This is a genomic window from Bradyrhizobium sp. BR2003 (assembly GCF_009720285.1).
GTDB lineage: Bacteria > Pseudomonadota > Alphaproteobacteria > Rhizobiales > Xanthobacteraceae > Bradyrhizobium > Bradyrhizobium elkanii.
The window spans coordinates 237,837-263,052 of record NZ_SMYJ01000008.1; the positions used below are offsets into that span (position 1 = coordinate 237,837).

The 25,216-nt window shown below is 63.7% G+C and carries 19 protein-coding genes; 18 read left to right on the forward strand and 1 reads right to left on the reverse strand.

From position 1 onward, the window contains the following. The first annotated feature begins 378 nt into the window (after positions 1-378). From rplJ to E2I15_RS03565, 6 genes are all read left to right on the forward strand, one after another. A complete protein-coding gene (gene rplJ, locus E2I15_RS03540; protein ID WP_018272146.1) occupies positions 379-897 on the forward strand; it encodes a 50S ribosomal protein L10 in 519 nt (172 codons plus the stop codon). Between the two features lie 53 nt (positions 898-950). After that, on the forward strand, positions 951-1,328 hold the full coding sequence (rplL, locus tag E2I15_RS03545; protein WP_038383110.1) for a 50S ribosomal protein L7/L12: 378 nt from the start codon (positions 951-953) through the stop codon (positions 1,326-1,328). A 442-nt stretch (positions 1,329-1,770) separates the two neighbouring features. Then, positions 1,771-5,889, forward strand: a complete 4,119-nt coding sequence (gene rpoB / locus E2I15_RS03550) for a DNA-directed RNA polymerase subunit beta (RefSeq protein ID WP_137483455.1) — start codon at positions 1,771-1,773, stop codon at positions 5,887-5,889. 127 nt (positions 5,890-6,016) lie between these two features. Next, positions 6,017-10,219, forward strand: coding sequence for a DNA-directed RNA polymerase subunit beta' (gene rpoC / locus E2I15_RS03555; protein ID WP_137483454.1), 4,203 nt, complete (start codon positions 6,017-6,019; stop codon positions 10,217-10,219). Positions 10,220-10,399: 180 nt separating this feature from the next. Beyond that, positions 10,400-12,460, forward strand: coding sequence for an FAD-dependent oxidoreductase (locus E2I15_RS03560; protein WP_137483453.1), 2,061 nt, complete (start codon positions 10,400-10,402; stop codon positions 12,458-12,460). Positions 12,461-12,686: 226 nt separating this feature from the next. Continuing rightward, positions 12,687-14,720 carry an ABC transporter ATP-binding protein gene (locus E2I15_RS03565; protein WP_137483452.1) on the forward strand — a complete coding sequence of 678 codons (2,034 nt, stop codon included), beginning with the start codon at positions 12,687-12,689 and terminating at the stop codon, positions 14,718-14,720. A 45-nt stretch (positions 14,721-14,765) separates the two neighbouring features. Here E2I15_RS03565 and E2I15_RS03570 read toward each other — a convergent pair whose 3' ends face one another. Then, positions 14,766-15,977 (reverse strand): FAD-dependent oxidoreductase, encoded by a 1,212-nt coding sequence (locus E2I15_RS03570; protein ID WP_137483451.1) that lies wholly within the window; start codon positions 15,975-15,977, stop codon positions 14,766-14,768. 698 nt (positions 15,978-16,675) lie between these two features. On the opposite strand from E2I15_RS03570, the gene rpsL reads away from it, so the two are divergent. The 12 genes from rpsL to rpsC all read left to right on the forward strand — a co-directional run bounded on the left by rpsL (position 16,676) and on the right by rpsC (position 25,209). Next, complete coding sequence (gene rpsL / locus E2I15_RS03575; RefSeq protein WP_006611834.1) at positions 16,676-17,047, forward strand: 30S ribosomal protein S12; 372 nt, start codon at positions 16,676-16,678, stop codon at positions 17,045-17,047. Positions 17,048-17,062: 15 nt separating this feature from the next. After that, positions 17,063-17,533: a 30S ribosomal protein S7 gene (gene rpsG / locus E2I15_RS03580; protein ID WP_016843741.1), complete on the forward strand. Its 471-nt coding sequence runs from the start codon at positions 17,063-17,065 to the stop codon at positions 17,531-17,533. Between the two features lie 30 nt (positions 17,534-17,563). Further along, positions 17,564-19,636: an elongation factor G gene (gene fusA / locus E2I15_RS03585; protein ID WP_137483450.1), complete on the forward strand. Its 2,073-nt coding sequence runs from the start codon at positions 17,564-17,566 to the stop codon at positions 19,634-19,636. Between the two features lie 39 nt (positions 19,637-19,675). Next, positions 19,676-20,866, forward strand: coding sequence for an elongation factor Tu (gene tuf, locus E2I15_RS03590; RefSeq protein WP_018272140.1), 1,191 nt, complete (start codon positions 19,676-19,678; stop codon positions 20,864-20,866). A gap of 86 nt (positions 20,867-20,952) precedes the next feature. Next, complete coding sequence (gene rpsJ, locus E2I15_RS03595; RefSeq protein ID WP_002712302.1) at positions 20,953-21,261, forward strand: 30S ribosomal protein S10; 309 nt, start codon at positions 20,953-20,955, stop codon at positions 21,259-21,261. A 54-nt stretch (positions 21,262-21,315) separates the two neighbouring features. Further along, entirely contained in the window at positions 21,316-22,035 is a 720-nt protein-coding gene (gene rplC / locus E2I15_RS03600) for a 50S ribosomal protein L3 (protein ID WP_137483449.1), read from the forward strand. Between the two features lies 1 nt (position 22,036). Next, positions 22,037-22,657: a 50S ribosomal protein L4 gene (gene rplD / locus E2I15_RS03605; RefSeq protein WP_016843745.1), complete on the forward strand. Its 621-nt coding sequence runs from the start codon at positions 22,037-22,039 to the stop codon at positions 22,655-22,657. Next, positions 22,654-22,953 (forward strand): 50S ribosomal protein L23, encoded by a 300-nt coding sequence (locus E2I15_RS03610; RefSeq protein WP_016843746.1) that lies wholly within the window; start codon positions 22,654-22,656, stop codon positions 22,951-22,953. Before rplD ends, E2I15_RS03610 begins: the two co-directional genes overlap by 4 nt. 12 nt (positions 22,954-22,965) lie before the next feature. Next, complete coding sequence (gene rplB, locus E2I15_RS03615) at positions 22,966-23,799, forward strand: 50S ribosomal protein L2 (protein WP_018272138.1); 834 nt, start codon at positions 22,966-22,968, stop codon at positions 23,797-23,799. Positions 23,800-23,811: 12 nt separating this feature from the next. Next, the gene (gene rpsS / locus E2I15_RS03620) at positions 23,812-24,090 is read left to right on the forward strand and encodes a 30S ribosomal protein S19 (RefSeq protein WP_018272137.1); all 279 of its coding nucleotides are present in this window, start codon (positions 23,812-23,814) and stop codon (positions 24,088-24,090) included. A gap of 10 nt (positions 24,091-24,100) precedes the next feature. Then, entirely contained in the window at positions 24,101-24,487 is a 387-nt protein-coding gene (gene rplV / locus E2I15_RS03625) for a 50S ribosomal protein L22 (RefSeq protein ID WP_018272136.1), read from the forward strand. A 20-nt stretch (positions 24,488-24,507) separates the two neighbouring features. Next, entirely contained in the window at positions 24,508-25,209 is a 702-nt protein-coding gene (gene rpsC, locus E2I15_RS03630; protein ID WP_018272135.1) for a 30S ribosomal protein S3, read from the forward strand. The last annotated feature ends 7 nt before the right edge of the window (positions 25,210-25,216 follow it).

Consider the following 25,216-nt stretch of genomic DNA (forward strand, 5'->3'; position numbering starts at 1 on the left):
AAAGGAAGGAGACCCATCGCCTCTGACGGCGTGAGAGCAGGGGCCTTCAGCATGCTGAAGTGCCTCGATCCTGTCCGAGACTGCAGGCGCCCGCGAGAACCTCGTGTTTTCAACGGCTTAATCGCACAGCCTGCATAGACGGGTGAAGACCGGATTTTGCGCTCCACGTCGCGGCCTGTTCGCGGCTCGGAGGCGGGTTTGGTTCGAACCTCGACAGCCCATGGCCGCAAGGCTCTGGGAGGGCAGGCTTCTAGATGTCGTCTTGCCCGGCATGTCCGAAGGGCCTTGCGCCCCAAGGATCAGGTTTAGGGCGGGACGATGGGTGCAACCCGGCGGTCCTGTCCTCGCGGAAAGGCCGCCAACCGGAGAGAGCTTGCTGTGGAACGAGCGGCAAAAAAAGAGGCGGTCGAACAGCTCAATGAGGTCTTCAAGACCACGGGCGTCGCGGTCGTTGCTCACTATTCCGGCCTCACCGTGGCCCAGATGCAGAAGCTGCGCATGCAGATGAAGCAGGCGGGCGCGTCGGTGAAGGTCTCGAAGAACCGTCTCGCCAAAATTGCTCTTGAAGGCACTGACGTCGCAGCCATCGGTTCCCTGCTGAAGGGACCGACCGTGATCGCTACTTCGAACGATCCGGTTGCGGCGCCAAAGGTTGCCATCGAATTCGCCAAGGCGAACGAGAAGTTCGTCATCCTCGGCGGCTCGATGGGCAAAACCGTCCTGAATGTCGACAGCGTGAAGGCGCTCGCCTCACTGCCGTCGCTCGACGAACTGCGCGGCAAGATCGTTGGCCTCCTCGTGGCGCCGGCGACCAAGCTCGCTCAGCTCTCGAATGCGCCTGCGGCCAAGCTCGCACGCGTCATTCAGGCTCATGCCTCAAAGGGCGAAGCGGCCTGACCCCTTCGCTAATCTCAAACCTGGTTCGAACCAAACGTTTAAGGAACTGAACAATGGCTGATCTGCAGAAAATCGTCGACGACCTCTCGAGTCTCACCGTGCTCGAAGCGGCCGAACTCGCCAAGCTCCTCGAAGAAAAGTGGGGCGTGTCCGCCGCTGCCGCCGTCGCGGTTGCTGGCCCGGCTGCCGGCGGCGCTGCCGCTGCTCCGGCTGAAGAGAAGACCGACTTCACCGTCGTGCTGGCCTCGGCCGGCGACAAGAAGATCGAAGTCATCAAGGAAGTCCGCGCCATCACTGGCCTGGGCCTGAAGGAAGCCAAGGACCTCGTCGAAGGCGCTCCGAAGCCCGTCAAGGAAGGCGTCAACAAGGAAGAAGCCGACAAGATCAAGGCCCAGCTCGAGAAGGCTGGCGCCAAGGTCGACCTCAAGTAATGCGCGATCCGGGAGCGCCGCTGGGCGCTCCCGGGCCATGCAAACGGCGTGCGACAGGTTGTCGCGTGGCGCGCCGGACACAAAAAAGTGTGGGGATCCGTGGACTTAACCCTCGAATCTCCTTTATTGCCATCCCATATCGGGTTGGCAGCGGAAAAACACGGTAGGCGGCGAGGACGGCAGGGTCCTCGGCGGAAGCCGTTGGGAGACAGTCAGATTTCGGGCTTTTTCAGTCCGTAAAGCGGAGCGTTTGGACGAGCGGGTGCAGTGATGCGCCCCGCGCGTTGTTTTGCGTTTTGGAGGTGGTCGGGGCCGGGACGGGGATTTAATTCCTGACTTTGCGCTTCGTTCCTTCGAGACGATTCGAAATTCAACCCGGGGCCGATGGCAGTCGCGTCCCGGAAGGTTCGCCCCACAAAGGCGACGAAAATGAGAGGCCACGATGGCGCAGCAGACATTCACCGGTCGCAAACGCGTACGCAAGTTTTTCGGTCACATCAAGGAAGTCGCCGAGATGCCGAACCTCATCGAGGTTCAGAAGGCGTCCTACGACCAGTTCCTGATGGTGGACGAACCCGAGGGCGGTCGCCCCGACGAGGGCCTGCAGGCCGTGTTCCGCTCGGTGTTCCCGATCTCGGACTTCTCCGGCACCTCGATGCTCGAATTCGTCCGCTACGAGTTCGAGCCGCCGAAATATGACGTCGACGAGTGCCGCCAGCGCGGCATGACCTTCGCTGCGCCGCTCAAGGTGACGCTGCGCCTGATCGTGTTCGATATCGACGAGGAAACCGGCGCCAAGTCGGTGAAGGACATCAAGGAGCAGGACGTCTACATGGGCGATATCCCGCTCATGACGATGAACGGCACCTTTGTCGTCAACGGCACCGAGCGCGTCATCGTCTCGCAGATGCACCGTTCGCCCGGCGTGTTCTTCGACCACGACAAGGGCAAGACCCATTCGTCCGGCAAGCTGCTGTTTGCCGCGCGCGTGATTCCGTATCGCGGTTCCTGGCTCGACATCGAGTTCGACGCCAAGGACATCGTGTTCGCGCGCATTGACCGCCGCCGCAAGCTGCCCGTGACCTCGCTGATGTACGCGCTCGGTCTCGACGGCGAGCAGATCCTGTCGACCTTCTACAAGAAGATCACCTACAAGCGGACCAAGGACGGATGGCGCGTGCCGTTCGATGCCAACCGCTTCCGCGGCTATTCGACCGTCAACGACCTGATCGACGCCGATACCGGCAAGGTGGTGCTCGAGGCCGGCAAGAAGCTGACCGTGCGCCAGGCGCGCCAGCTTCAGGAGAAGGGCCTGAAGGCGCTGCGCATGTCGGACGAGGAGCTCGTCGGCAACTATCTCGCCGAGGATCTCGTCAACCCGAAGACCGGTGAGATCTACGCCGAAGCCGGCGAGGAGATCACCGAGAAGTCGCTCAAGGTGCTGAACGAGCAGGGCTACAAGGACCTGCCGTTGCTCGACATCGACCACGTCAATGTCGGCGCCTACATCCGCAACACGCTGTCGGCCGACAAGAACATGACGCGTGAGGATGCGCTGTTCGACATCTACCGCGTGATGCGTCCGGGCGAGCCGCCGACGCTGGATTCGGCGCAGGCGATGTTCCAGTCGCTGTTCTTCGACGCCGAGCGCTACGACCTCTCCGCGGTCGGCCGCGTCAAGATGAACATGCGCCTCGAACTCGATGCGCCCGATACCCATCGCACGCTGCGCAAGGAAGACATCCTGGCGGTCATCAAGACGCTGGTCGACCTGCGCGACGGCAAGGGCGAGATCGACGACATCGACCACCTCGGCAACCGCCGCGTGCGCTCGGTCGGCGAGCTCATGGAGAACCAGTACCGGATCGGCCTCCTCCGCATGGAGCGCGCGATCAAGGAGCGCATGTCGAGCGTCGATATCGACACCGTGATGCCGCAGGACCTGATCAACGCCAAGCCCGCGGCTGCCGCGGTGCGCGAGTTCTTCGGTTCCTCGCAGCTGTCGCAGTTCATGGACCAGACCAACCCGCTGTCGGAGATCACCCACAAGCGGCGCCTGTCGGCGCTTGGCCCGGGCGGTCTGACCCGCGAGCGTGCCGGCTTCGAAGTCCGCGACGTGCATCCGACGCATTACGGCCGCATCTGCCCGATCGAGACGCCGGAAGGTCCGAACATCGGCCTGATCAACTCGCTGGCGACGTTCGCGCGCGTCAACAAGTACGGCTTCGTCGAGACGCCCTATCGCAAGATCAAGGACGGCCGGGTCACCGACGAGGTGGTCTATCTGTCGGCGATGGAAGAGGGCCGCTACCGCGTCGCGCAGGCCAACGTGCCGCTCGATGCCAAGGGCCGCTTCACCGACGACCTCGTGGTCTGCCGTCATGCCGGCGAAGTGCTGCCGGTAACGCCGGACAAGGTCGACTACATGGACGTGTCGCCGAAACAGCTGGTTTCGGTCGCCGCGGCGCTGATCCCGTTCCTCGAGAACGACGACGCCAACCGCGCGCTGATGGGCTCGAACATGCAGCGCCAGGCGGTGCCGCTGGTTCGCGCCGAGGCGCCGTTCGTCGGCACCGGCATGGAAGGCGTGGTCGCCCGTGACTCGGGCGCGGCGATCGCCGCGCGCCGCTCGGGCGTGATCGACCAGATCGACGCCACTCGCGTCGTGATCCGCGCCACCGAGGATCTCGATCCGACCAAGTCGGGCGTCGATATCTACCGGCTGATGAAGTACCAGCGCTCCAACCAGTCGACCTGCATCAACCAGCGTCCGCTGGTGAAGGTCGGCGACATCGTCAAGAAGGGCGACATCATCGCCGACGGTCCGTCGACCGATCTCGGCGAGCTCGCGCTCGGCCGCAACGTGCTGGTCGCGTTCATGCCGTGGAACGGCTACAACTTCGAAGACTCGATCCTGCTCTCCGAGCGGATCGTGAAGGACGACGTCTTCACCTCGATTCACATCGAGGAGTTCGAGGTGATGGCCCGCGACACCAAGCTCGGTCCCGAGGAAATCACCCGCGACATTCCGAACGTTTCGGAAGAAGCACTGAAGAACCTCGACGAAGCCGGTATCGTCTACATCGGTGCGGAAGTCCGCGCCGGCGACATCCTGGTCGGCAAGATCACGCCGAAGGGCGAGAGCCCGATGACGCCGGAAGAGAAGCTGCTGCGCGCCATCTTCGGCGAGAAGGCCTCCGACGTCCGCGATACCTCGCTGCGCGTGCCTCCGGGCGTGCAGGGCACCATCGTGGAAGTCCGCGTGTTCAACCGCCACGGCGTCGACAAGGACGAGCGTGCGCTGGCGATCGAGCGCGAGGAGATCGAGCGTCTGGCCAAGGACCGCGACGACGAGCAGGCGATCCTGGACCGCAACGTCTACAACCGCCTTGCCGAGCTGCTGGAGAACCGCCAGGGCATCGCCGGCCCCAAGGGCTTCAAGAAGGATACCAAGATCACCCGCGCGGTGCTCGACGAGTATCCGAAGTCGCAGTGGTGGCTGTTCGCCTCGCCGAACGACAAGCTGATGGCCGAGATCGAGGCCATGCGGAAGCAGTACGACGAGTCGAAGAAGGGCCTCGAGCAGCGCTTCCTCGACAAGGTCGAGAAGCTGCAGCGTGGCGACGAGCTGCCGCCCGGCGTGATGAAGATGGTCAAGGTCTTCGTCGCGGTGAAGCGCAAGATCCAGCCCGGCGACAAGATGGCCGGCCGTCACGGCAACAAGGGCGTGGTGTCGAAGATCGTGCCGATCGAGGACATGCCGTTCCTCGAGGACGGAACGCATGCCGACATCGTGCTCAATCCGCTCGGCGTGCCTTCGCGCATGAACGTCGGTCAGATCCTTGAGACCCATCTCGGTTGGGCCTGCGCCGGCCTCGGCAAGCGCATCGGCCAGACCATCGACGCCTACTATCAGAAGCAGGATCTCAAGCCGCTGCGCGAGACCCTGAAGAAGATCTATGGCGAGGATGAAACCATCAGGTCGCTGAACGACAACGAGCTGGTCGAGCTCGGCCGCAATCTGAGCCACGGCGTGCCGATCGCAACGCCGGTGTTCGACGGCGCCAAGGAGGCCGACATCGAGGAGATGCTGAAGCTCGCGGGCTTCGACGCCTCCGGCCAGTCGACCGTCTATGACGGCCGCACCGGCGATGCGTTCGATCGCAAGGTGACGATGGGCTACATCTACATGCTCAAGCTGCACCACCTCGTGGACGACAAGATCCACGCGCGTTCGATCGGTCCGTACTCGCTCGTCACCCAGCAGCCGCTGGGCGGCAAGGCGCAGTTCGGCGGCCAGCGCTTCGGCGAAATGGAGGTCTGGGCGCTGGAAGCCTACGGCGCCGCCTACACGCTGCAGGAAATGCTGACCGTGAAGTCGGACGACGTCGCCGGCCGTACCAAGGTGTACGAGGCGATCGTGCGCGGCGACGACACCTTCGAGGCCGGTATTCCGGAATCGTTCAACGTGCTGGTCAAGGAAATGCGCTCGCTCGGCCTCAACGTCGACCTGCACAATTCCAAGGTGGGACCGGCGCCGACGTCGGAAGCGGCCGAGTAACGCTGTGATTGACGCCCGGCGCGAAAGCGCCGGGCCGTCGCGCTCCGCTCGGACGTTGAGTGGGGCGCGCACTGAATAAAACTTTCGAATTTGCTGCCGGTGACGATCGGCACGCGAGGAGAAGACCATGAATCAAGAGATTATGAATCTTTTCAATCCGACGACGCCGGCCCAGGTCTTCGACCAGATCCGGATTTCGATCGCGTCTCCGGAGAAGATTCTGTCCTGGTCGTACGGCGAGATCAAGAAGCCGGAGACCATCAACTACCGCACCTTCAAGCCGGAGCGTGACGGCCTGTTCTGCGCGCGCATCTTCGGGCCGATCAAGGACTACGAGTGCCTGTGCGGCAAGTACAAGCGGATGAAGTACAAGGGCATCATCTGCGAGAAGTGCTCGGTCGAGGTGACGCTGTCGCGCGTCCGGCGCGAGCGCATGGGCCATATCGAGCTGGCGGCGCCGGTCGCTCACATCTGGTTCCTGAAGTCGCTGCCCTCGCGCATCGGCCTCCTGCTCGACATGACGCTGAAGGATCTCGAGCGGATCCTCTACTTCGAATACTACGTCGTGCTTGAGCCGGGTCTCACCGCGCTGAAGGACCGTCAGCTGCTGTCGGAAGACGAGTATCTGAAGGCGCAGGACGAGTACGGCCAGGATTCCTTCACCGCCATGATCGGCGCGGAGGCAATCCGCGAGCTGCTCAAGGGGCTCGAGCTCGAGAAGCTCGAGGCGCAGCTGCGCGCCGAGATGGCGGAGACCGACTCCGACATCAAGCACAAGAAGCTCGCCAAGCGGCTGAAGATCGTCGAGGCCTTCCGCGTCTCCGGCAACAAGCCGGAATGGATGATCATGACGGTCGTGCCGGTGATTCCGCCGGACCTGCGTCCGCTGGTGCCGCTCGACGGCGGCCGGTTCGCGACCTCCGACCTCAACGACCTGTACCGCCGCGTCATCAACCGCAACAACCGCTTGAAGCGGCTGATGGAGCTGCGTGCGCCCGACATCATCATCCGCAACGAAAAGCGCATGCTGCAGGAGGCCGTCGACGCGCTGTTCGACAACGGCCGCCGCGGCCGCGTCATCACCGGCGCCAACAAGCGTCCGCTGAAGTCGCTCGCCGACATGCTGAAGGGCAAGCAGGGCCGGTTCCGCCAGAACCTGCTCGGCAAGCGCGTCGACTATTCCGGCCGCTCGGTGATCGTGGTCGGTCCCGAGCTGCGCCTGCATCAGTGCGGCCTGCCGAAGAAGATGGCGCTCGAGCTGTTCAAGCCGTTCATCTACTCGCGGCTCGACGCCAAGGGTCTGTCCACCACGGTGAAGCAGGCCAAGAAGCTGGTCGAGAAGGAGCGTCCGGAGGTCTGGGATATCCTCGACGAGGTGATCCGCGAGCATCCGGTGCTGCTCAACCGCGCGCCGACGCTGCATCGCCTGGGCATCCAGGCGTTCGAGCCGGTGCTGATCGAAGGCAAGGCGATCCAGCTGCATCCGCTGGTCTGCGCCGCCTTCAACGCCGACTTCGACGGCGACCAGATGGCCGTGCACGTTCCGCTGTCGCTCGAGGCGCAGCTGGAAGCGCGCGTCCTGATGATGTCGACCAACAACATCCTGCATCCGGCGAACGGCCAGCCGATCATCGTGCCGTCGCAGGACATCGTGCTCGGCCTCTACTACGTCTCGATCATGCGCGAAGGCCTGCCCGGCGAGGGCAAGATCTTCGGCGACATGGCCGAGCTCGAGCACGCCCTGCATTCGAAGGTCATCCACCTCCACACCAAGATCAAGTACCGGTGGGAAGGCCTCGACGAGGAAGGCAAGCAGTCCAAGCGCTGGATCGAAACCACCGCGGGCCGCGTCATGCTCGGCAACCTGCTGCCGAAGAACCCGAAGATCTCGTACGACATCATCAACAAGCTGATGACCAAGCGCGAGATCTCCGGCGTGATCGATCAGGTCTACCGTCACTGCGGTCAGAAGGAGACAGTGATCTTCTGCGACCGCATCATGGCGCTCGGCTTCTACAACGCCTTCAAGGCGGGCATCTCGTTCGGCAAGGACGACATGGTCGTGCCGGCCTCGAAGTGGAAGATCGTCGATCAGACCCGTACGCTGGCGAAGGATTTCGAGCAGCAGTACAATGACGGCCTGATCACCCATGGCGAGAAGTACAACAAGGTCGTCGACGCCTGGTCGAAGGCCGGTGAAGAAGTCGCCAAGGCGATGATGAAGGAGATCTCGTCCACCAAGAAGACGGCGGCGGGCGCGGATGCCGACATCAACTCGATCTACATGATGGCGCACTCCGGTGCGCGTGGTTCGCCGGCGCAGATGCGCCAGCTCGCCGGCATGCGCGGCCTGATGGCCAAGCCGTCGGGCGAGATCATCGAGACGCCGATCATTTCCAACTTCAAGGAAGGTCTGTCGGTGCTCGAGTACTTCAACTCGACCCACGGCGCCCGCAAGGGCCTCGCGGACACCGCGTTGAAGACCGCGAACTCGGGCTACCTGACCCGCCGTCTGGTCGACGTCGCGCAGGACTGCATCATCACGCAGACCGACTGCGGCACCACGCTCGGCATCAAGATGCGCGCCATCGTCGACGCCGGCACCGTGGTCGCCTCGCTCGGTTCGCGCATCCTGGGCCGCGTGGCCTGCGATGACGTGCGCGATCCCGCGACCAACGAGGTCATCATCAAGCGTGACACCTTGATGGAAGAGAGCCACGTCGATGCGATCCAGCAGGCCGGCATCCAGGAAGTGAAGATCCGCTCGGCGCTGACCTGCGAGCTGATCAACGGCATCTGCGCCAAGTGCTACGGCCGCGACCTGGCCCGCGGCACCCCGGTCAACCACGGTGAGGCCGTCGGCGTCATCGCGGCACAGTCGATCGGTGAGCCCGGCACGCAGCTGACGATGCGCACGTTCCACATCGGCGGCGCCGCGCAGCTCAACGAGCAGTCGTTCGTCGAATCGAACTTCGACGGCAAGATCGTGATCAAGAACAAGGCGATCGCCCGCAACAGCGAAGGCAGCCTGATCGCGATGGTGCGCAATATGGTCGTTGCGATCGTCGATGCCGACGGCACCGAGCGTGCAACCCACCGTATTCAGTACGGTTCGAAGATGCACGTCGACGAAGGCGATATGGTCAAGCGCGGCCAGCGCATCGCCGAGTGGGATCCCTATACCCGCCCGGTGCTGAGCGAGGTCGAGGGCACGATCGGTTTCGAGGATCTGGTCGAAGGCCAGTCGATCTCGGAAACGCTCGACGAATCGACCGGTATCGCCAAGCGCGTGGTCATCGACTGGCGAACGACGCGCGGCGGCTCGGACCTGCGTCCGGCCATCGTGGTCAAGGGCAAGGACGGCAAGGTGATGAAGCTCGCGCGTGGCGGCGATGCCCGCTACATGCTGTCGGTCGACGCCATTCTGTCGGTTGACGTCGGCGCGAAGGTGATGCCCGGCGACATCCTGGCGCGTATCTCGACCGAGAGCGCCAAGACGCGTGACATCACCGGCGGTCTGCCGCGGGTGGCGGAACTGTTCGAGGCTCGCAAGCCGAAGGATGCGGCGATCATCGCGGAGACCGCGGGAACGATCCGCTTCGGCCGCGACTACAAGAACAAGCGCCGCATCTCGATCGAGCCGATGGACAAGACCGAGGAGCCGCGCGAGTACCTGATCCCGAAGGGCAAGCACATCCACCTTCAGGACGGCGACATCGTCGAAAAGGGCGATTTCATCGTCGAAGGCAATCCGGCGCCGCACGACATCCTGGCGATCAAGGGCATCGAGGAGCTCGCTGCCTATCTGGTCAACGAAATCCAGGAGGTCTACCGGCTGCAGGGCGTGCTCATCAACGACAAGCACATCGAGGTGATTGTCCGTCAGATGCTGCAGAAGGTCGAGGTCACCGATCAGGGCGACACCGACATGATCTCGGGCGAGCAGGTCGACAAGATCGAGTTCGACGCGCTCAACACCAAGGCCAAGGAGGAGGGCAAGAAGCCCGCCACGGGTACGCCGGTTCTGCTCGGCATCACCAAGGCGAGCTTGCAGACCCGCTCCTTCTTCTCGGCGGCCTCGTTCCAGGAGACCACGCGCGTGCTCACCGAAGCTGCCGTCAACGGCAAGGTGGACCCGCTCGAGGGCCTCAAGGAGAACGTCATTGTCGGCCGCCTGATCCCGGCCGGCACCGGCGCCTCGATGGCGCGGATCCGCGAAGTCGCGGTCAAGCGCGACAAGCTGATCCTCGACGAGCGCGAGAAGCAGCAGGCGGCGATCGTGCCGACGGCTCCGGAAGCGGAGCCGCTGGCGCTGCCGCCCGCGGAATAGGCATCCGCAAGACTACGGGTATGGCGAGAAGGCCGGCGTTTAGCCGGCCTTTTTGCTGCTTTCTTTGCTTGCTGCGGTGCAGGGACGCAGTTTGTTCATCTTTCCTTCAGGCAAAAAAGTGCCTTTGCTAGGGTGACTTAGACCGGTTGTTTGGCTCGCGCCGGAGACGACGGAATCCATATGCTCGACTTGGCTATCGTAGGCGGCGGCCCCGGGGGGCTGATGAGCGCCTGGTATTTGAAGCGCAAACTCGGCGACCTCTGCCGCGTTACCATCTTCGAGGCGTCGAACCGCCTCGGCGGCAAGATCGTCACGCGCAAATTCGACACTGCGCCCGCGATGTATGAGGCCGGCGTCGCCGAGATCTATGATTACTCCATGACGGGGCCGGACCCGCTCCGCGAACTGATCCAGCATTTCGGCCTGCAGACGATCCCGATGGATGCGGAGCAGGTGCAGCTCGACGGCGAGCTGCTCGCCGACGTTCCCGGCATGCGCCGCAAATACGGGGCGAAGACCGCGGCCGCGATCGAGGCGTTCCGCAAGCGTTGCAGCGACCTGGTGTCGCCGATCGAATATTACGAGGGCGTCGGCGCCCACGACAACGAACACCCGTGGGCCTACAAGACCGCCGAGCAGGTCCTCGACGAGGAGGTCGAGGACGCGACCGCCAAGCGCTTCTTCAAGGTGATGGCGCGTTCCGACATCGCGACCGAGAGCCACAACACCAACGGCCTCAACGCGCTGAAGAACTACGTGATGGACGTCGACGGCTATATCGGCCTGTATTCGATCCAGAACGGCAACGAGCAGCTGATCGATTGTCTGCGTTCGGAAGTCAGCGCCGACATCCAGCTCAACCATCGCGTGCTCAAGGTCGGCAAGACCGCCGGTGGCCGCTACCAGCTCAACATGATGAACGGCAAGGGGCCGGAGACGCGCGACTTCGATCTCGTGCTGGTCTGCCTGCCGCACTCCTGGCTCGCGACCATGCGCTGGGACGGCGAACAGCTGCGCAAGTCGATGGTCAAGCACGTCGCCTATTTCGACCGGCCCGCGCATTATCTGCGGGTCTCGATCCTGTTCGACGAGCCGTTCTGGGGCGAGAAGATCCCGGGCGCCTGGTTCATGTCGGAAGCGTTCGGCGGCTGCTGCGTCTACAATGAGGGGGCGCGCCACGATGTCGGCAAGCACGGCGTGCTGAACTGGCTGATCGCAGGCTCGGATGCGCTTGCCTTCGCCAATCTCAGCGACCAGGAGCTGATCGATGCCGCGTTGAAGTCGCTGCCGGCCTCGCTCGGCGATGCGCGCGAGCATTTCCTGGAAGGCAAGATCCATCGCTGGCTGTCGTCGGTCAACGCGCTGCCGGGCGGTCTGCCGGTGCGCGACGTCATGACCAACCACCGGCCGGAGCCGAAGGAGCACCCCGGCATCGTGGTGGTCGGCGACTATCTGTTCGATTCGACGCTGAACGGGCTGCTCGATTCCTCCGATGCCGCGACCGACATCATCCTCACCGAGATGATGCGGCTGCGCCGCGCCCGCGCGCAGGAGGAGGGCGCGCTGTCCGACAAGATCGATCGCAGCTATTTCGACAATTATCGCGGGGCCGGGCCCTACAGCGAGGCCTGGCGCAACTTCACCGACCCCGCCTATCTGACGGACCTGATCAAGACGGTGTGGGGCAGGGCGAAGGGCTACAAGCTGCTGATCGCCGGCTCCGCCAGCGGCGAACTGGTCGGCGCGCTGCGCGAACGTGGCATCGATGCCTGGGGCATCGAGAACAACCGCTACATCCACGGCAAGACGCCTAAGGCGCTCAAGAAGTACAACAAGCTCGGCTCGATCGCCGACATGCCGTTCAAGGCCAACGAGTTCGACTTCGTGTTCGAGACCTCGCTGTGCCATCTCGGCGAGAAGCAGGTCGTGCGCGGGGTGCGCGAGCTCAACCGCGTGGTCAAGACCGGCGTCGTGTTCGCGTCGGTGACCTCCGACATGGCGCCGGCGGTGATCGACCGCTACGACCTGCTGCGCGGGGTGAAGAAGCTCGGCACCTGGTGGGAATGGTCGGAATTGTTCTTCGGCAACGGCTTCGACCTGTCGATGCACCGCCGCGACTGCACCGATGCGCTGTGGACATTGACGCTGGCCGCCAACAAGGGGCCGGGGCAGTGGTACGCCGACTCCGACAGCCTGCGCTATTCCTTCTTCGACAAGGTCGAAGCCGACCTCGACGACTAGCGGCACCGAGCGGAAGCCTTTGCCGCCAGGCGACCGGCCTTGTGTCAACCAGCTGTCAAACGGCGGCAATGCTGTGCTCCGCGATTCCGCGCGAGCGTGCGGCGGCGCGTCGGCCGTTCCAAACGCTTTGCCGAATTCGCCATGATCGCATAGAATTGCGGCCGCAGTGTTATCAGCTGCGGTTTCGATTTGCGGTCATGCCGGCCGTGGAGCATCGGTTGGTTTCATGGCGCCAAGACCTCCTGCATCAGACGATCCGACGAGAGCGGCGGCCGACGATCCCGAGCTGAAGAAGAAGCCCGCGTCCGGTACGCCCGCGGCGGCCGCCTCCACAAAGGCAGCCGCGGCGCCGGCTGACGACGAAGAGGATGAGGACGCGGACGACGAGTTCGAGCTCGATGACGACGATGATGACGAGGACCTCGTCGTCTTCACCGCCAAGGAAGCCGCCGGCGCGCTCTCCACGATCTTTGGCTTCGTCAGGCCGATCCTGGCGAACTACAAGAAGCCGTTCGCCTGCGTCGCCTTCGGCGTGCTGGTCGAGACGTTGTTCAACGTCATCATGCCGCTCAGCCTGAAATTCCTGATCGACGACGCGCTCGGCGAGGAGGATTTCGGAGCCCTCTACAAGATCCTCGGCGTGCTCGCGGTGGCCGGCATCGTCACCTCGATCATCGCGGTCTGGTACGAGCGCTGGGATGCGCGGCTTGCCGCCGGCATCATCGCCGACGTGCGGTCGCGGCTGTTCGACCATGTCCAGAACCTGCCGTCGGCCTATTTCGCGCGCACCAAGCGCGGCGAGATCCTGTCGCGCTTCTCGATCGATCTGTCGGCGTTCGAGGGCTCGGTCAAGACCTTTGCCAACAGCGCGGCGCTGCCGGGCCTCGAGCTGGTCGCGGGCATCATCCTGATGCTGTTCCTGAACTGGCAGCTTGCCGTGGTCGCCTTGCTGGTGTTTCCGATTACCCTGATCGGACCGCGCATCCTGACGCCGAAAGCGGTGCAGGCCAATTACGAGCAGAAGCAGAACGAGGCCGCGCTGCTCGGAACCGTGCAGGAGAACGTTGCCGCCCAGGCGGTGGTGAAGGCGTTCAATCTGCAGCGCCGGGCGCTAGGCTGGTTCACGATGCGCAACCGCGAGGTCCGGGCCAAGGCCGCGTCAGCCATGTTCCTGTCGACCATGGTGGAGCGCACCGTCACCATCGCGGTGCTGCTGCTCCACCTCGTGGTGCTGGCGATCGGCGCCTATCTCGCCACCAAGGGGCAGATCACCGTCGGCACCTTCGTGACCTTCGAGAGTGCGTTCTGGGAGGTGTCGTACAACATCGCCCATCTGATGCATTTCATCCCGGTGTCGATCCAGTCGGCGGCGGCGGTACGGCACATCCAGGAACTGCTCGACGAGCCGACCCGCGGCGCCGACCGTCCCGGCGCGCCGGACCTGCCGCGCATCACCAACGACATCTCCTTCGATCGCGTCACCTTCCAGTATGAGGGGGCGCAGACGCCGGTGCTCGACAATCTCAGCTTGAAGCTCAATGCCGGCAAAAGCATTGCGATCGTCGGTCCCAGCGGCTCGGGCAAGAGCACGCTGATCAACCTGATCCTGCGGCTCTACGTGCCGGACGAGGGCCGCGTCACGATCGACGGCGTCGATATCCGCCGGGTGACGCGCGAGTCGCTGCGCGCGAACATGGCGGTCGTGTTCCAGGAGAACATGCTGTTCAACATGTCGATCCGCGAGAACATCCGGCTCGGCAAGGAAGGCGCGACCGACTCGGAGGTCGAGGACGCCGCCCGGAAGGCCGAGATCCATCGCTACATCATGAGCCTGCCGCAGCGCTACGACACGCCGGTCGGCGAGCGCGGAGATACCCTGTCGGGCGGCCAGCGCCAGCGCATCGCGATCGCGCGCGCGATCATCCGCAACCCGTCCGTTCTGCTGCTCGACGAGGCGACTTCGGCGCTCGACCAGACCACGGAGGCTGCGATCAACCGCACGCTGCTCAAGGTCGCCGAGGGCCGCACCATGATCTGGTCGACGCATCGCCTGACTTCGGTGGTCGAGATGGACGAGATCATCGTGATCTCCGGCGGCAGGGCGATCGAACGCGGCTCGCACGAGGAACTGCTGGCCCGCAATGGCGTCTATCGCAAGCTGTGGGACGACCAGGGACATCTGAATCACGACGAGGACGCCGACGACGCGGATGATGACGATGATGAAGATGAGGACGAAGACGAGGATGAGGAGGCGTGAGGCCCGCGCCGCGTCGCGGGCGACGGCCGAGCGCTAGATCTTACCTTACGCCCGGTCCGCGGCTTGCGGACGTTGCCGGAAGTGATTGGCCGGCCGCGTCGTTGACGCCGCCGCCGCGGGGTTGTGCAGCCGGCGCAGCCAGCCCCGGCCGAGATAGCCGAAGAAGCGTGCCCAGCGCTGGGCCTGCCAGATGGGCCCGCTGCCGACCGACACCTCGCGGAAGCTGAATGCCTTGGCGTTCGACCAGGCGTCGCAGGCGGTCTTGACCGGATCGTCGTAGAACGCGGTGATCTTCTCCTCGCCCATGCCTTCGGTCGACAGCCAGGCCGGGATGTGGATGTTGCAGAGCTGGGCGACGTCGGTGAACACCTTGTCGGTGCCGGTGCCGGTGACGGGGCAGGTGCTGGCGAAGGCATCGCCGACCAGCACGACGCCGGCCTGCCGATAGCCGGTGCTGACATAGATGTCGGCGGGCCTGATCTTGATATCGCCGGCGATGTCGAACTCGCCGGTGAGCCGGCGCAGCCGCGGCAGCGCGGCGTTCAGCGTCTCGACCGGATTGCGCCGCATCGCCCGCAGCCAGGGATCGTCGGCCTTGCGATAGGTGAAGAGGTTGGCGCGCATCCGGTCTCCGACCGGAAACAGCGTAATGTAGGGGATGCGGTCGCTCGGCCGCTCCGAGAAATAGGTCATGGCCGCGAACGGGAAGGCGGGGCGGCCGACGGGAACGAAGTCGAACCCGAGCGAGATCGAGTGGCAGAAGCTCGTGACCAGCCGCTCGATGCCGAGCATCCGGCGCAGTCCGATGTTCAGGCCGTTGGCAAGCACCACAAGGCGCGCCGAGATCTCCTCGCCATCGGCAAGCACGAGCCGCTGCCGCTCGGAGCTGGTCGCGACGTTGATCACCTTGTCGCAGATGAATTCCGCCGGCCCGGCGATCTCGTTCCGAATCGCAGAGATCAGCGCGTCGTACATGATGCCGTATTGCCGGCTCGGCTGCCGGTCGAGCAACCGGCCGAATCGCGCGATCCAGTTCTCGCCGTCCAGCGTCGCCGAGCGGAGCACCGATTCGGCAAGGCCGGTCCTGGCGAATCGCTCGAGCTGGAGGTCGCCGCCGATCTTTTCGACACGGAAATCGAACGGATAGACGTGGTGGGGGTCGATCAGGACCGTCGGTATCCCGGCACGGCCAAGCATGGCGGCTGCGGTCGAGCCCGCAAGACCGCCGCCGATGATTGCGATGTCGGTGTACCGCATGAGAATTTCCGTGGCCGTGACCCGATTTTTGCGCTGCGAATGGCAAATAAAGGCTTAGTTCCGAAGTTTGCCTTCGGGACTAACTTGGGGAGAGTTGTTTCTATTCATATTTTACCCGGGTATAATATGATTCCGCACGCGCCCGAAGATTCGGATGGGGGCGCGGGGAGATCGGTCGACCGTCACATTTCGCCTTGCGCCGAACCTCGGCGAAATGCGAAATCCGCAAGTGCCGGAGGCGTTTCTTTGCTTGTCGTTTTGCTTGACTTCACTATCTCTCGATTATACAAGGCGCCCACTTAACGACAGGCGGTGAGCTACGCCAGCGTCGGAACGGAACACCCGAAGGTCCTTTTTAAGGAGCCGGACGGGCACCAACCTCGACGAATGCCGCTCAAACGCTGTCGATGATAGCTAGGCAATGCCAGGACGATATTGGTTCTCTTGAGCACGTCCTCTTGAGAGTGATTTCGGATGCATGACCTCGGTGGCGGACCGAACAGCGAGCGCTGATCGGTCCGGGATCGCGGTCCTCTGTGGCGTCGATGCGCTTTCCGCTCAGCGATGAGTGGTTGGCGCGATTTCGCTTTGCGCGGTTGTTTGTTCCGTGTCGAGCGGGCCGTGCGGGACGGCTAGTCCTGAGAAGAAATTTGCGGAGCCATTCAAGGTTTTCGCGCGAACTAAAGGGTGAAGGCTGCATGCCGACGATCAACCAGCTGATCGCAAATCCGCGTGAAGTGCAGAAGTCGCGTAAGAAGGTGCCGGCGCTGCAGCAGTCGCCGCAGAAGCGCGGCGTGTGCACGCGCGTCTACACCACGACCCCGAAGAAGCCGAACTCGGCGCTTCGTAAGGTCGCCAAGGTGCGCCTGACCAACGGCTTCGAGGTGATCGGCTACATCCCGGGTGAGGGCCATAACCTGCAGGAGCACTCGGTGGTCATGATCCGCGGCGGCCGCGTCAAGGACTTGCCCGGTGTGCGCTACCACATCCTCCGCGGCGTGCTGGATACCCAGGGCGTCAAGAACCGTAAGCAGCGTCGTTCGAAGTACGGCGCGAAGCGTCCGAAGTAAGCGGGAACCGATCAGATGTCGCGTCGCCATTCTGCCGAGAAGCGTGAAGTTCTTCCGGATCCGAAGTTCGGGAACATCATCATTACGAAGTTCATGAACTCGGTGATGTACGCCGGGAAGAAGTCGGTTGCCGAAAACATCGTCTACGGTGCGCTCGGCATGATCGAGGCCAAGACCAAGCAGAACCCGCTCGGCGTGTTCGAGCAGGCGCTCGAGAACGTGATGCCGACCATCGAGGTTCGTTCCCGCCGCGTCGGCGGCGCGACCTACCAGGTCCCGGTCGAGGTCCGCTCGGTGCGCCGTCAGGCGCTCGGCATCCGCTGGCTGATCTCGGCTGCCCGCGAGCGCAACGAGAAGACCATGACGGAGCGTCTCTCGGCGGAGTTGCTCGACGCCTCGAACAATCGCGGTAACGCCGTCAAGAAGCGTGAAGACGTGCACCGGATGGCGGAAGCCAACCGCGCGTTCTCGCACTATCGCTGGTAAGGCGAACAACGGAATTTAAGGAACAGTCTCATGCCCCGCCAACATGCCATCGAGGACTACCGCAACTTCGGTATCATGGCGCATATCGACGCCGGCAAGACCACGACCACCGAGCGCATCCTGTATTACACCGGCAAGAGCCACAAGATCGGCGAAGTGCACGAAGGTGCTGCGACGATGGACTGGATGGAGCAGGAGCAGGAGCGTGGCATCACGATCACCTCGGCTGCGACCACCGCGTTCTGGAACGGCAAGCGCCTGAACATCATCGACACCCCCGGCCACGTCGACTTCACCATTGAGGTCGAGCGTTCGCTGCGCGTGCTCGACGGCGCCGTTTGCGTTCTCGACTCCAACCAGGGTGTCGAGCCGCAGACCGAGACCGTCTGGCGCCAGGGCGACAAGTACAAGGTTCCGCGCATCGTCTTCGCCAACAAGATGGACAAGACCGGCGCCGACTTCTTCAAGTGCCTGTCCGACATCGTCGACCGCCTCGGCGCCAAGCCGATCGCGATCCAGCTGCCGATCGGTGCCGAGAGCAACTTCAAGGGTCTCGTCGACCTCGTGAAGATGAAGGGCGTCATCTGGAACGATGAATCGCTCGGCGCCAAGTTCGACTATGTCGACATTCCGGAAGATCTGGTCGAGCAGGCCAAGGAATATCGCGAGAAGATGGTGGAAGCCGCCGTCGAGCTCGACGACGACGCTTTGGCTGCGTTCCTCGACGGCAAGGAGCCGGACGAGGCGACCCTGAAGCGCCTGATCCGCAAGGCCGTGCTGACCGGCGCGTTCTATCCGGTGCTGTGCGGCTCCGCGTTCAAGAACAAGGGCGTGCAGCCGCTGCTCGACGCCGTCGTCGACTACCTGCCGTCGCCGATCGACGTGCCCGCGATCAAGGGCACCGACGAGGACGGCAACGAGGTCGTGCGCAAGGCGGACGACAAGGAGCCGCTGGCGCTGCTCGCGTTCAAGATCATGGACGACCCCTTCGTCGGCACCATCACCTTCTGCCGCATCTACTCCGGCATCCTGCAGTCGGGCACCGGCGTCATCAACTCGACCCGCGAGAAGAAGGAGCGGATCGGGCGGATGTTGCTGATGCATGCGAACAACCGCGAAGACATCAAGGAAGCCTATGCCGGCGACATCGTCGCGCTGGCCGGCCTGAAGGAAGCGCGCACCGGCGACACGCTGTGCGATCCCAACAAGCCGGTGATCCTCGAGAAGATGGAATTCCCGGAGCCGGTGATCGAGATCGCGATCGAGCCGAAGTCGAAGGCCGACCAGGAGAAGCTGGGCGTGGCGCTGGCCAAGCTCGCCGCCGAGGATCCGTCCTTCCGCGTGTCGACCGACCACGAGTCCGGCCAGACGATCCTCAAGGGCATGGGCGAACTGCATCTCGACATCAAGGTCGACATCCTCAAGCGCACCTACAAGGTCGACGCCAATATCGGCGCGCCGCAGGTGGCGTTCCGCGAGCGTGTCACCAAGCGGGTCGAGCACAGCTACACCCACAAGAAGCAGACCGGCGGTACCGGCCAGTTCGCGGCCGTGACCCTGGTCGTCGAGCCGAACGAAGCCGGCAAGGGCTACGAGTTCGAATCGAAGATCGTCGGCGGCGCGGTTCCGAAGGAATACATCCCCGGCGTCGAGAAGGGTCTCGAGAGCGTGCTGTCGTCCGGCGTGGTCGCGGGCTTCCCGATCGTCGACGTCAAGGTGCAGCTGATCGACGGCAAGTTCCACGACGTCGACTCGTCGGCGCTGGCCTTCGAAATCGCCACGCGCGCCTGCTTCCGCGAGGCGCTGCAGATGGGCAAGTCCGTTCTGCTCGAGCCGATCATGAAGGTCGAGGTGGTGACCCCGGAAGACTACACCGGTTCGGTCATCGGCGACCTGAATTCCCGGCGCGGCCAGATCCAGGGCCAAGACATGCGCGGCAACGCCAACGTCATCAACGCGATGGTGCCGCTCATGAACATGTTCGGTTACGTGAACAACCTGCGCTCGATGAGCCAGGGTCGCGCGACCTTCACCATGCAGTTCGATCACTACGCCGAAGCTCCGGCGAACGTGTCGGCTGAAGTCCAGAAGAAGTTTGCCTGATTGTCGTTGATGGCAGTCAACGATTGAACGGAGAGTCAAATGGCCAAAGCTAAATTCGAACGTAACAAGCCCCACTGCAACATCGGCACCATCGGTCACGTCGACCATGGCAAGACCTCGCTGACCGCAGCGATCACCAAGGTGCTCGCAGAAACCGGCGGCGCGACGTTCACCGCCTACGACCAGATCGACAAGGCGCCGGAAGAGAAGGCCCGCGGCATCACGATCTCGACCGCGCACGTCGAGTACGAGACGACCAACCGCCACTACGCCCACGTCGACTGCCCCGGCCACGCCGACTACGTGAAGAACATGATCACCGGTGCCGCCCAGATGGACGGCGCGATCCTGGTCGTGTCGGCTGCTGACGGCCCGATGCCGCAGACCCGCGAGCACATCCTGCTCGCCCGCCAGGTCGGCGTGCCCGCGCTCGTCGTGTTCCTCAACAAGTGCGACATGGTCGACGATCCGGAGCTGCTCGAGCTCGTCGAGCTCGAAGTCCGCGAGCTGCTCTCGAAGTACGAATTCCCGGGCGACAAGATCCCGATCATCAAGGGCTCGGCGCTCGCCGCCCTCGAGGACAAGGACAAGAAGCTCGGCCACGACGCCATCCTCGAGCTGATGCGCAATGTCGACGAGTACATCCCGCAGCCGGAGCGTCCGATCGACCAGCCGTTCCTGATGCCGGTTGAAGACGTGTTCTCGATCTCCGGCCGCGGCACCGTCGTCACCGGCCGTGTCGAGCGCGGCGTGATCAAGGTCGGCGAGGAAATCGAAATCGTCGGTATCCGCGACACCCAGAAGACCATCGTCACCGGCGTCGAAATGTTCCGCAAGCTGCTCGATCAGGGCCAGGCCGGCGACAACATCGGTGCGCTGCTCCGCGGCACCAAGCGCGAGGAAGTCGAGCGTGGCCAGGTGCTGTGCAAGCCCGGTTCGGTCAAGCCGCACACCAAGTTCAAGGCTGAGGCTTACATCCTCACCAAGGAAGAGGGCGGTCGCCACACCCCGTTCTTCACCAACTACCGTCCGCAGTTCTACTTCCGCACCACCGACGTGACCGGTGTCGTGCACCTGCCGGAAGGCACCGAGATGGTGATGCCGGGCGACAACATCGCGATGGAAGTGCACCTGATCGTGCCGATCGCGATGGAAGAGAAGCTGCGCTTCGCGATCCGCGAAGGCGGCCGCACCGTCGGCGCCGGCGTCGTCGCCGCGATCATCGAGTAACTACGCGAATAGGGAATGGCGAGTAGCGAGTGGGTCACTCCATTCGCTATTCGCTACTCGCCACTCACTAAAGAAAGAATACGGCAATGAACGGCCAAAATATTCGCATCCGTCTCAAGGCGTTCGACCATCGAATCCTCGATACGTCGACCCGCGAGATCGTGAACACGGCGAAGCGCACCGGTGCGCAGGTTCGCGGACCGATTCCGCTGCCGACCCGCATCGAGAAGTTCACCGTCAACCGTTCGCCGCACGTTGACAAGAAGAGCCGCGAGCAATTCGAGATGCGCACCCACAAGCGCCTCCTCGACATTGTCGACCCGACCCCGCAGACCGTCGATGCGCTGATGAAGCTCGACCTGGCCGCCGGTGTCGACGTCGAGATCAAGCTCTAAGGTTTTGGATTTTTACGTCCGCCGCTAGCGGACAGAAAGACAGGAAGCACGCCGATGCGCTCCGGAGTGATCGCACAAAAGGTCGGGATGACGCGGGTCTTTACGGAGACCGGCGAACATATCCCTGTGACCGTGCTGAAGTTGGGCAACTGCCAGGTGCTGGGCCACCGCACGACCGAGAAAAACGGCTATGTCGCTCTTCAGCTCGGCTCGGGCGCCCGCAAGACCGTGTATATGCCCAAGGCCGAACGCGGCCAGTTCGCAGTCGCCAAGGTCGAACCGAAGCGCAAGGTCGCCGAGTTCCGCGTGTCCGAGGACGCGTTGATCCCGGTCGGCGCGGAAATCCAGGCGGACCATTTCGTGGTCGGCCAGTTTGTCGACGTGACCGGCACCTCGATCGGTAAGGGCTTCGCCGGCGGCATGAAGCGCTGGAATTTCGGCGGTCTGCGCGCCACCCACGGTGTGTCGATCTCGCACCGTTCGATCGGTTCGACCGGTGGCCGTCAGGACCCCGGCAAGACCTGGAAGAACAAGAAGATGCCCGGTCACATGGGCGTCGACCGCATCACCACGCTCAACCTGCGCGTGGTTTCGACCGACGTCGAGCGCGGCCTGATCCTCGTCGAAGGCGCCGTTCCCGGCTCCAAGGGCGGCTGGATCTCGGTGCGCGACGCCGTCAAGAAGCCGCTGCCGAAGGACGCTCCGAAGCCCGGCAAGTTCAAGGTTGCCGGCGGCGAAGCTGCCGAGGCTTCGGCCGAGAAGGAGGGCGCGTGAGATGGAACTGAAAGTCACGACCCTTGAAGGCAAGGACGCCGGATCCGTCGAGCTCTCGGACGCGATCTTCGGTCTCGAGCCGCGCGCCGACATCATCCAGCGCTGCGTGCAGTGGCAGCTGAACAAGCGCCAGGCCGGTACCCACAAGGCCAAGGGCCGCGCCGAGATCTGGCGCACCGGCAAGAAGATGTACAAGCAGAAGGGCACCGGCGGCGCCCGTCACGGCTCGGCCCGCGTGCCGCAGTTCCGCGGCGGTGGCCGTGCGTTCGGTCCGGTTGTTCGCTCGCACGCGACCGACCTGCCGAAGAAGGTGCGCGCGCTCGCGCTGAAGCATGCGCTGTCGGCCAAGGCCAAGGACGGCGGGCTGATCGTGATCGACAATGCGCAGCTCGAGGCCGCCAAGACCAAGGCGCTGCTCGGTCACTTCTCCGGCCTCGGGCTCACCAACGCGCTGATCATCGACGGCGCCGAGCTCAACGCCGGTTTCGCGACCGCGGCCCGCAACATTCCGAACATCGACGTGCTGCCGATCCAGGGCATCAACGTCTACGACATTCTCCGCCGCCAGAAGCTGGTGCTGACCAAGGCTGCGGTTGATGCGCTGGAGGCGCGCTTCAAATGAAGAACATCGATCCGCGCCACTACGACGTCATCATCTCGCCGGTCGTGACGGAAAAGGCGACGCTCGCTTCCGAGCACAACAAGGTGCTGTTCAAGGTCGCCGGCAAGGCCACCAAGCCGCAGATCAAGGAAGCGGTCGAGAAGCTGTTCGACGTCAAGGTGAAGAGCGTCAACACGCTCGTTCGCAAGGGCAAGACCAAGGTGTTCCGCGGCAATCTCGGCTCGCAGTCGGATACCAAGCGCGCGATCGTGACCCTGGAAGAGGGCCACCGCATCGACGTGACTACCGGACTATAAGGCGCAACGACGATGGCATTGAAAACCTTTAATCCCACGACGCCGGGCCAGCGCCAGCTGGTCATGGTCGATCGTTCGGCGCTCTACAAGGGCAAGCCGGTGAAGACCCTGACCGAGGGCAAGCTCGGCAATGGCGGTCGCAACAACACCGGTCGCATCACCGTGCGTTTCCGCGGCGGCGGCCACAAGAAGGCCTACCGCACCGTCGACTTCCGCCGCGACAAGGTGGACGTGCCGGCGGTCGTGGAGCGGCTGGAGTACGATCCGAACCGCACCGCGTTCATCGCGCTGATCAAGTATCAGGACGGCGAGCTGGCCTACATCCTGGCACCGCAGCGCCTGGCGGCGGGCGACACCGTCGTCGCCGGCAACTATGTCGACGTCAAGCCGGGCAACGTCATGCCGCTCGGCAACATGCCGGTCGGCACGATCGTGCACAACATCGAGCTGAAGATCGGCAAGGGCGGCCAGCTGGCGCGCTCCGCCGGCACCTATGCCCAGATCGTCGGCCGCGACCAGGATTACGTGATCATCCGCCTGAACTCGGGCGAACAGCGTCTCGTGCACGGCCGTTGCCGCGGCACGATCGGCGCGGTCTCGAACCCGGATCACATGAACATCTCGATCGGCAAGGCCGGTCGTACCCGCTGGCTCGGCTGGCGTCCGCACAACCGCGGCGTCGTCATGAACCCGATCGATCACCCGCACGGCGGTGGTGAAGGTCGTACCTCGGGCGGTCGCCACCCGGTCACTCCGTGGGGCAAGCCGACCAAGGGCAAGAAGACCCGCACCAACAAGTCGACCAACAAATTCATTCTCCTCAGCCGCCACAAGCGGAAGAAGTAAGGAACGCCGGACATGGTTCGTTCAGTCTGGAAAGGCCCGTTCGTCGAGGGTTCTCTGCTCAAGAAGGCAGATGCCGCCCGCGCGTCCGGCCGTCACGACGTCATCAAGATCTGGAGCCGCCGCTCCACCATCCTGCCGCAGTTCGTCGGCCTGACCTTCGGTGTCTACAACGGCCAGAAGCATGTGCCGGTGGCGATCAACGAGGAAATGGTGGGTCACAAGTTCGGCGAGTTCTCGCCGACCCGGACCTTCCACGGCCACTCGGGCGACAAGAAAGCCAAGAAGGCTTGAGGAATAGACGATGAGCAAACCAAAGCGCGAACGTAGCCTCGCGGACAATGAGGCCAAGGCCGTCGCCCGCATGCTGCGCGTCAGCCCGCAGAAGCTCAACCTGGTGGCGCAGCTGATCCGCGGCCGCAAGGCGTCCGCTGCGCTCGCCGACTTGCAGTTCTCGCGCAAGCGGATCGCGGTCGACGTCAAGAAGTGCCTGGAATCGGCGATCGCCAACGCCGAGAACAACCATGACCTCGATGTCGACGATCTCGTCGTTGCCGAGGCGCATGTCGGCAACGGCATCGTGATGAAGCGTTTTGCTCCGCGCGGCCGTGGCCGTTCGGGCCGTGTGTTCAAACCGTTCTCGCACCTGACCATCGTGGTTCGTCAGGTCGAGGCCGAGGCAAGCGCTTAAGAAGGGCGCAGGAGAAGACGATGGGTCAAAAGATCAATCCAATCGGGCTGCGTCTCGGCATCAACCGGACCTGGGACTCCCGTTGGTTCGCCGGCAAGCAGGAATACGGCAAGCTCCTGCACGAGGACGTCAAGATCCGCGAGATCCTGCACAAGGAGCTCAAGCAGGCGGCCGTCGCCCGCATCGTGATCGAGCGTCCGCACAAGAAGTGCCGCGTGACGATCCACTCGGCCCGTCCGGGCGTCGTGATCGGCAAGAAGGGCGCCGACATCGACAAGCTGCGCAAGAAGGTCGCCGACATCACCTCGTCGGACGTCGTGATCAACATCGTCGAAATCCGCAAGCCGGAGCTCGACGCGACCTTGGTCGCTGAATCGATCGCCCAGCAGCTCGAGCGCCGCGTCGCGTTCCGCCGCGCCATGAAGCGCGCCGTGCAGTCCGCGATGCGTCTCGGTGCCGAGGGCATCCGCATCAACTGCTCGGGCCGTCTCGGCGGCGCCGAAATCGCGCGCATGGAGTGGTACCGCGAAGGTCGCGTGCCGCTGCACACGTTGCGCGCCGACGTCGACTACGGCGTTGCCACCGCGTTCACGACCTTCGGCACCTGCGGTGTCAAGGTCTGGATCTTCAAGGGCGAGATCCTCGAGCACGATCCGATGGCCCAGGACAAGAAGATGGCCGAGGGCGACAACACGCCGCGTTCGCGCCGCGACGCCGCTTGAGGCAAAG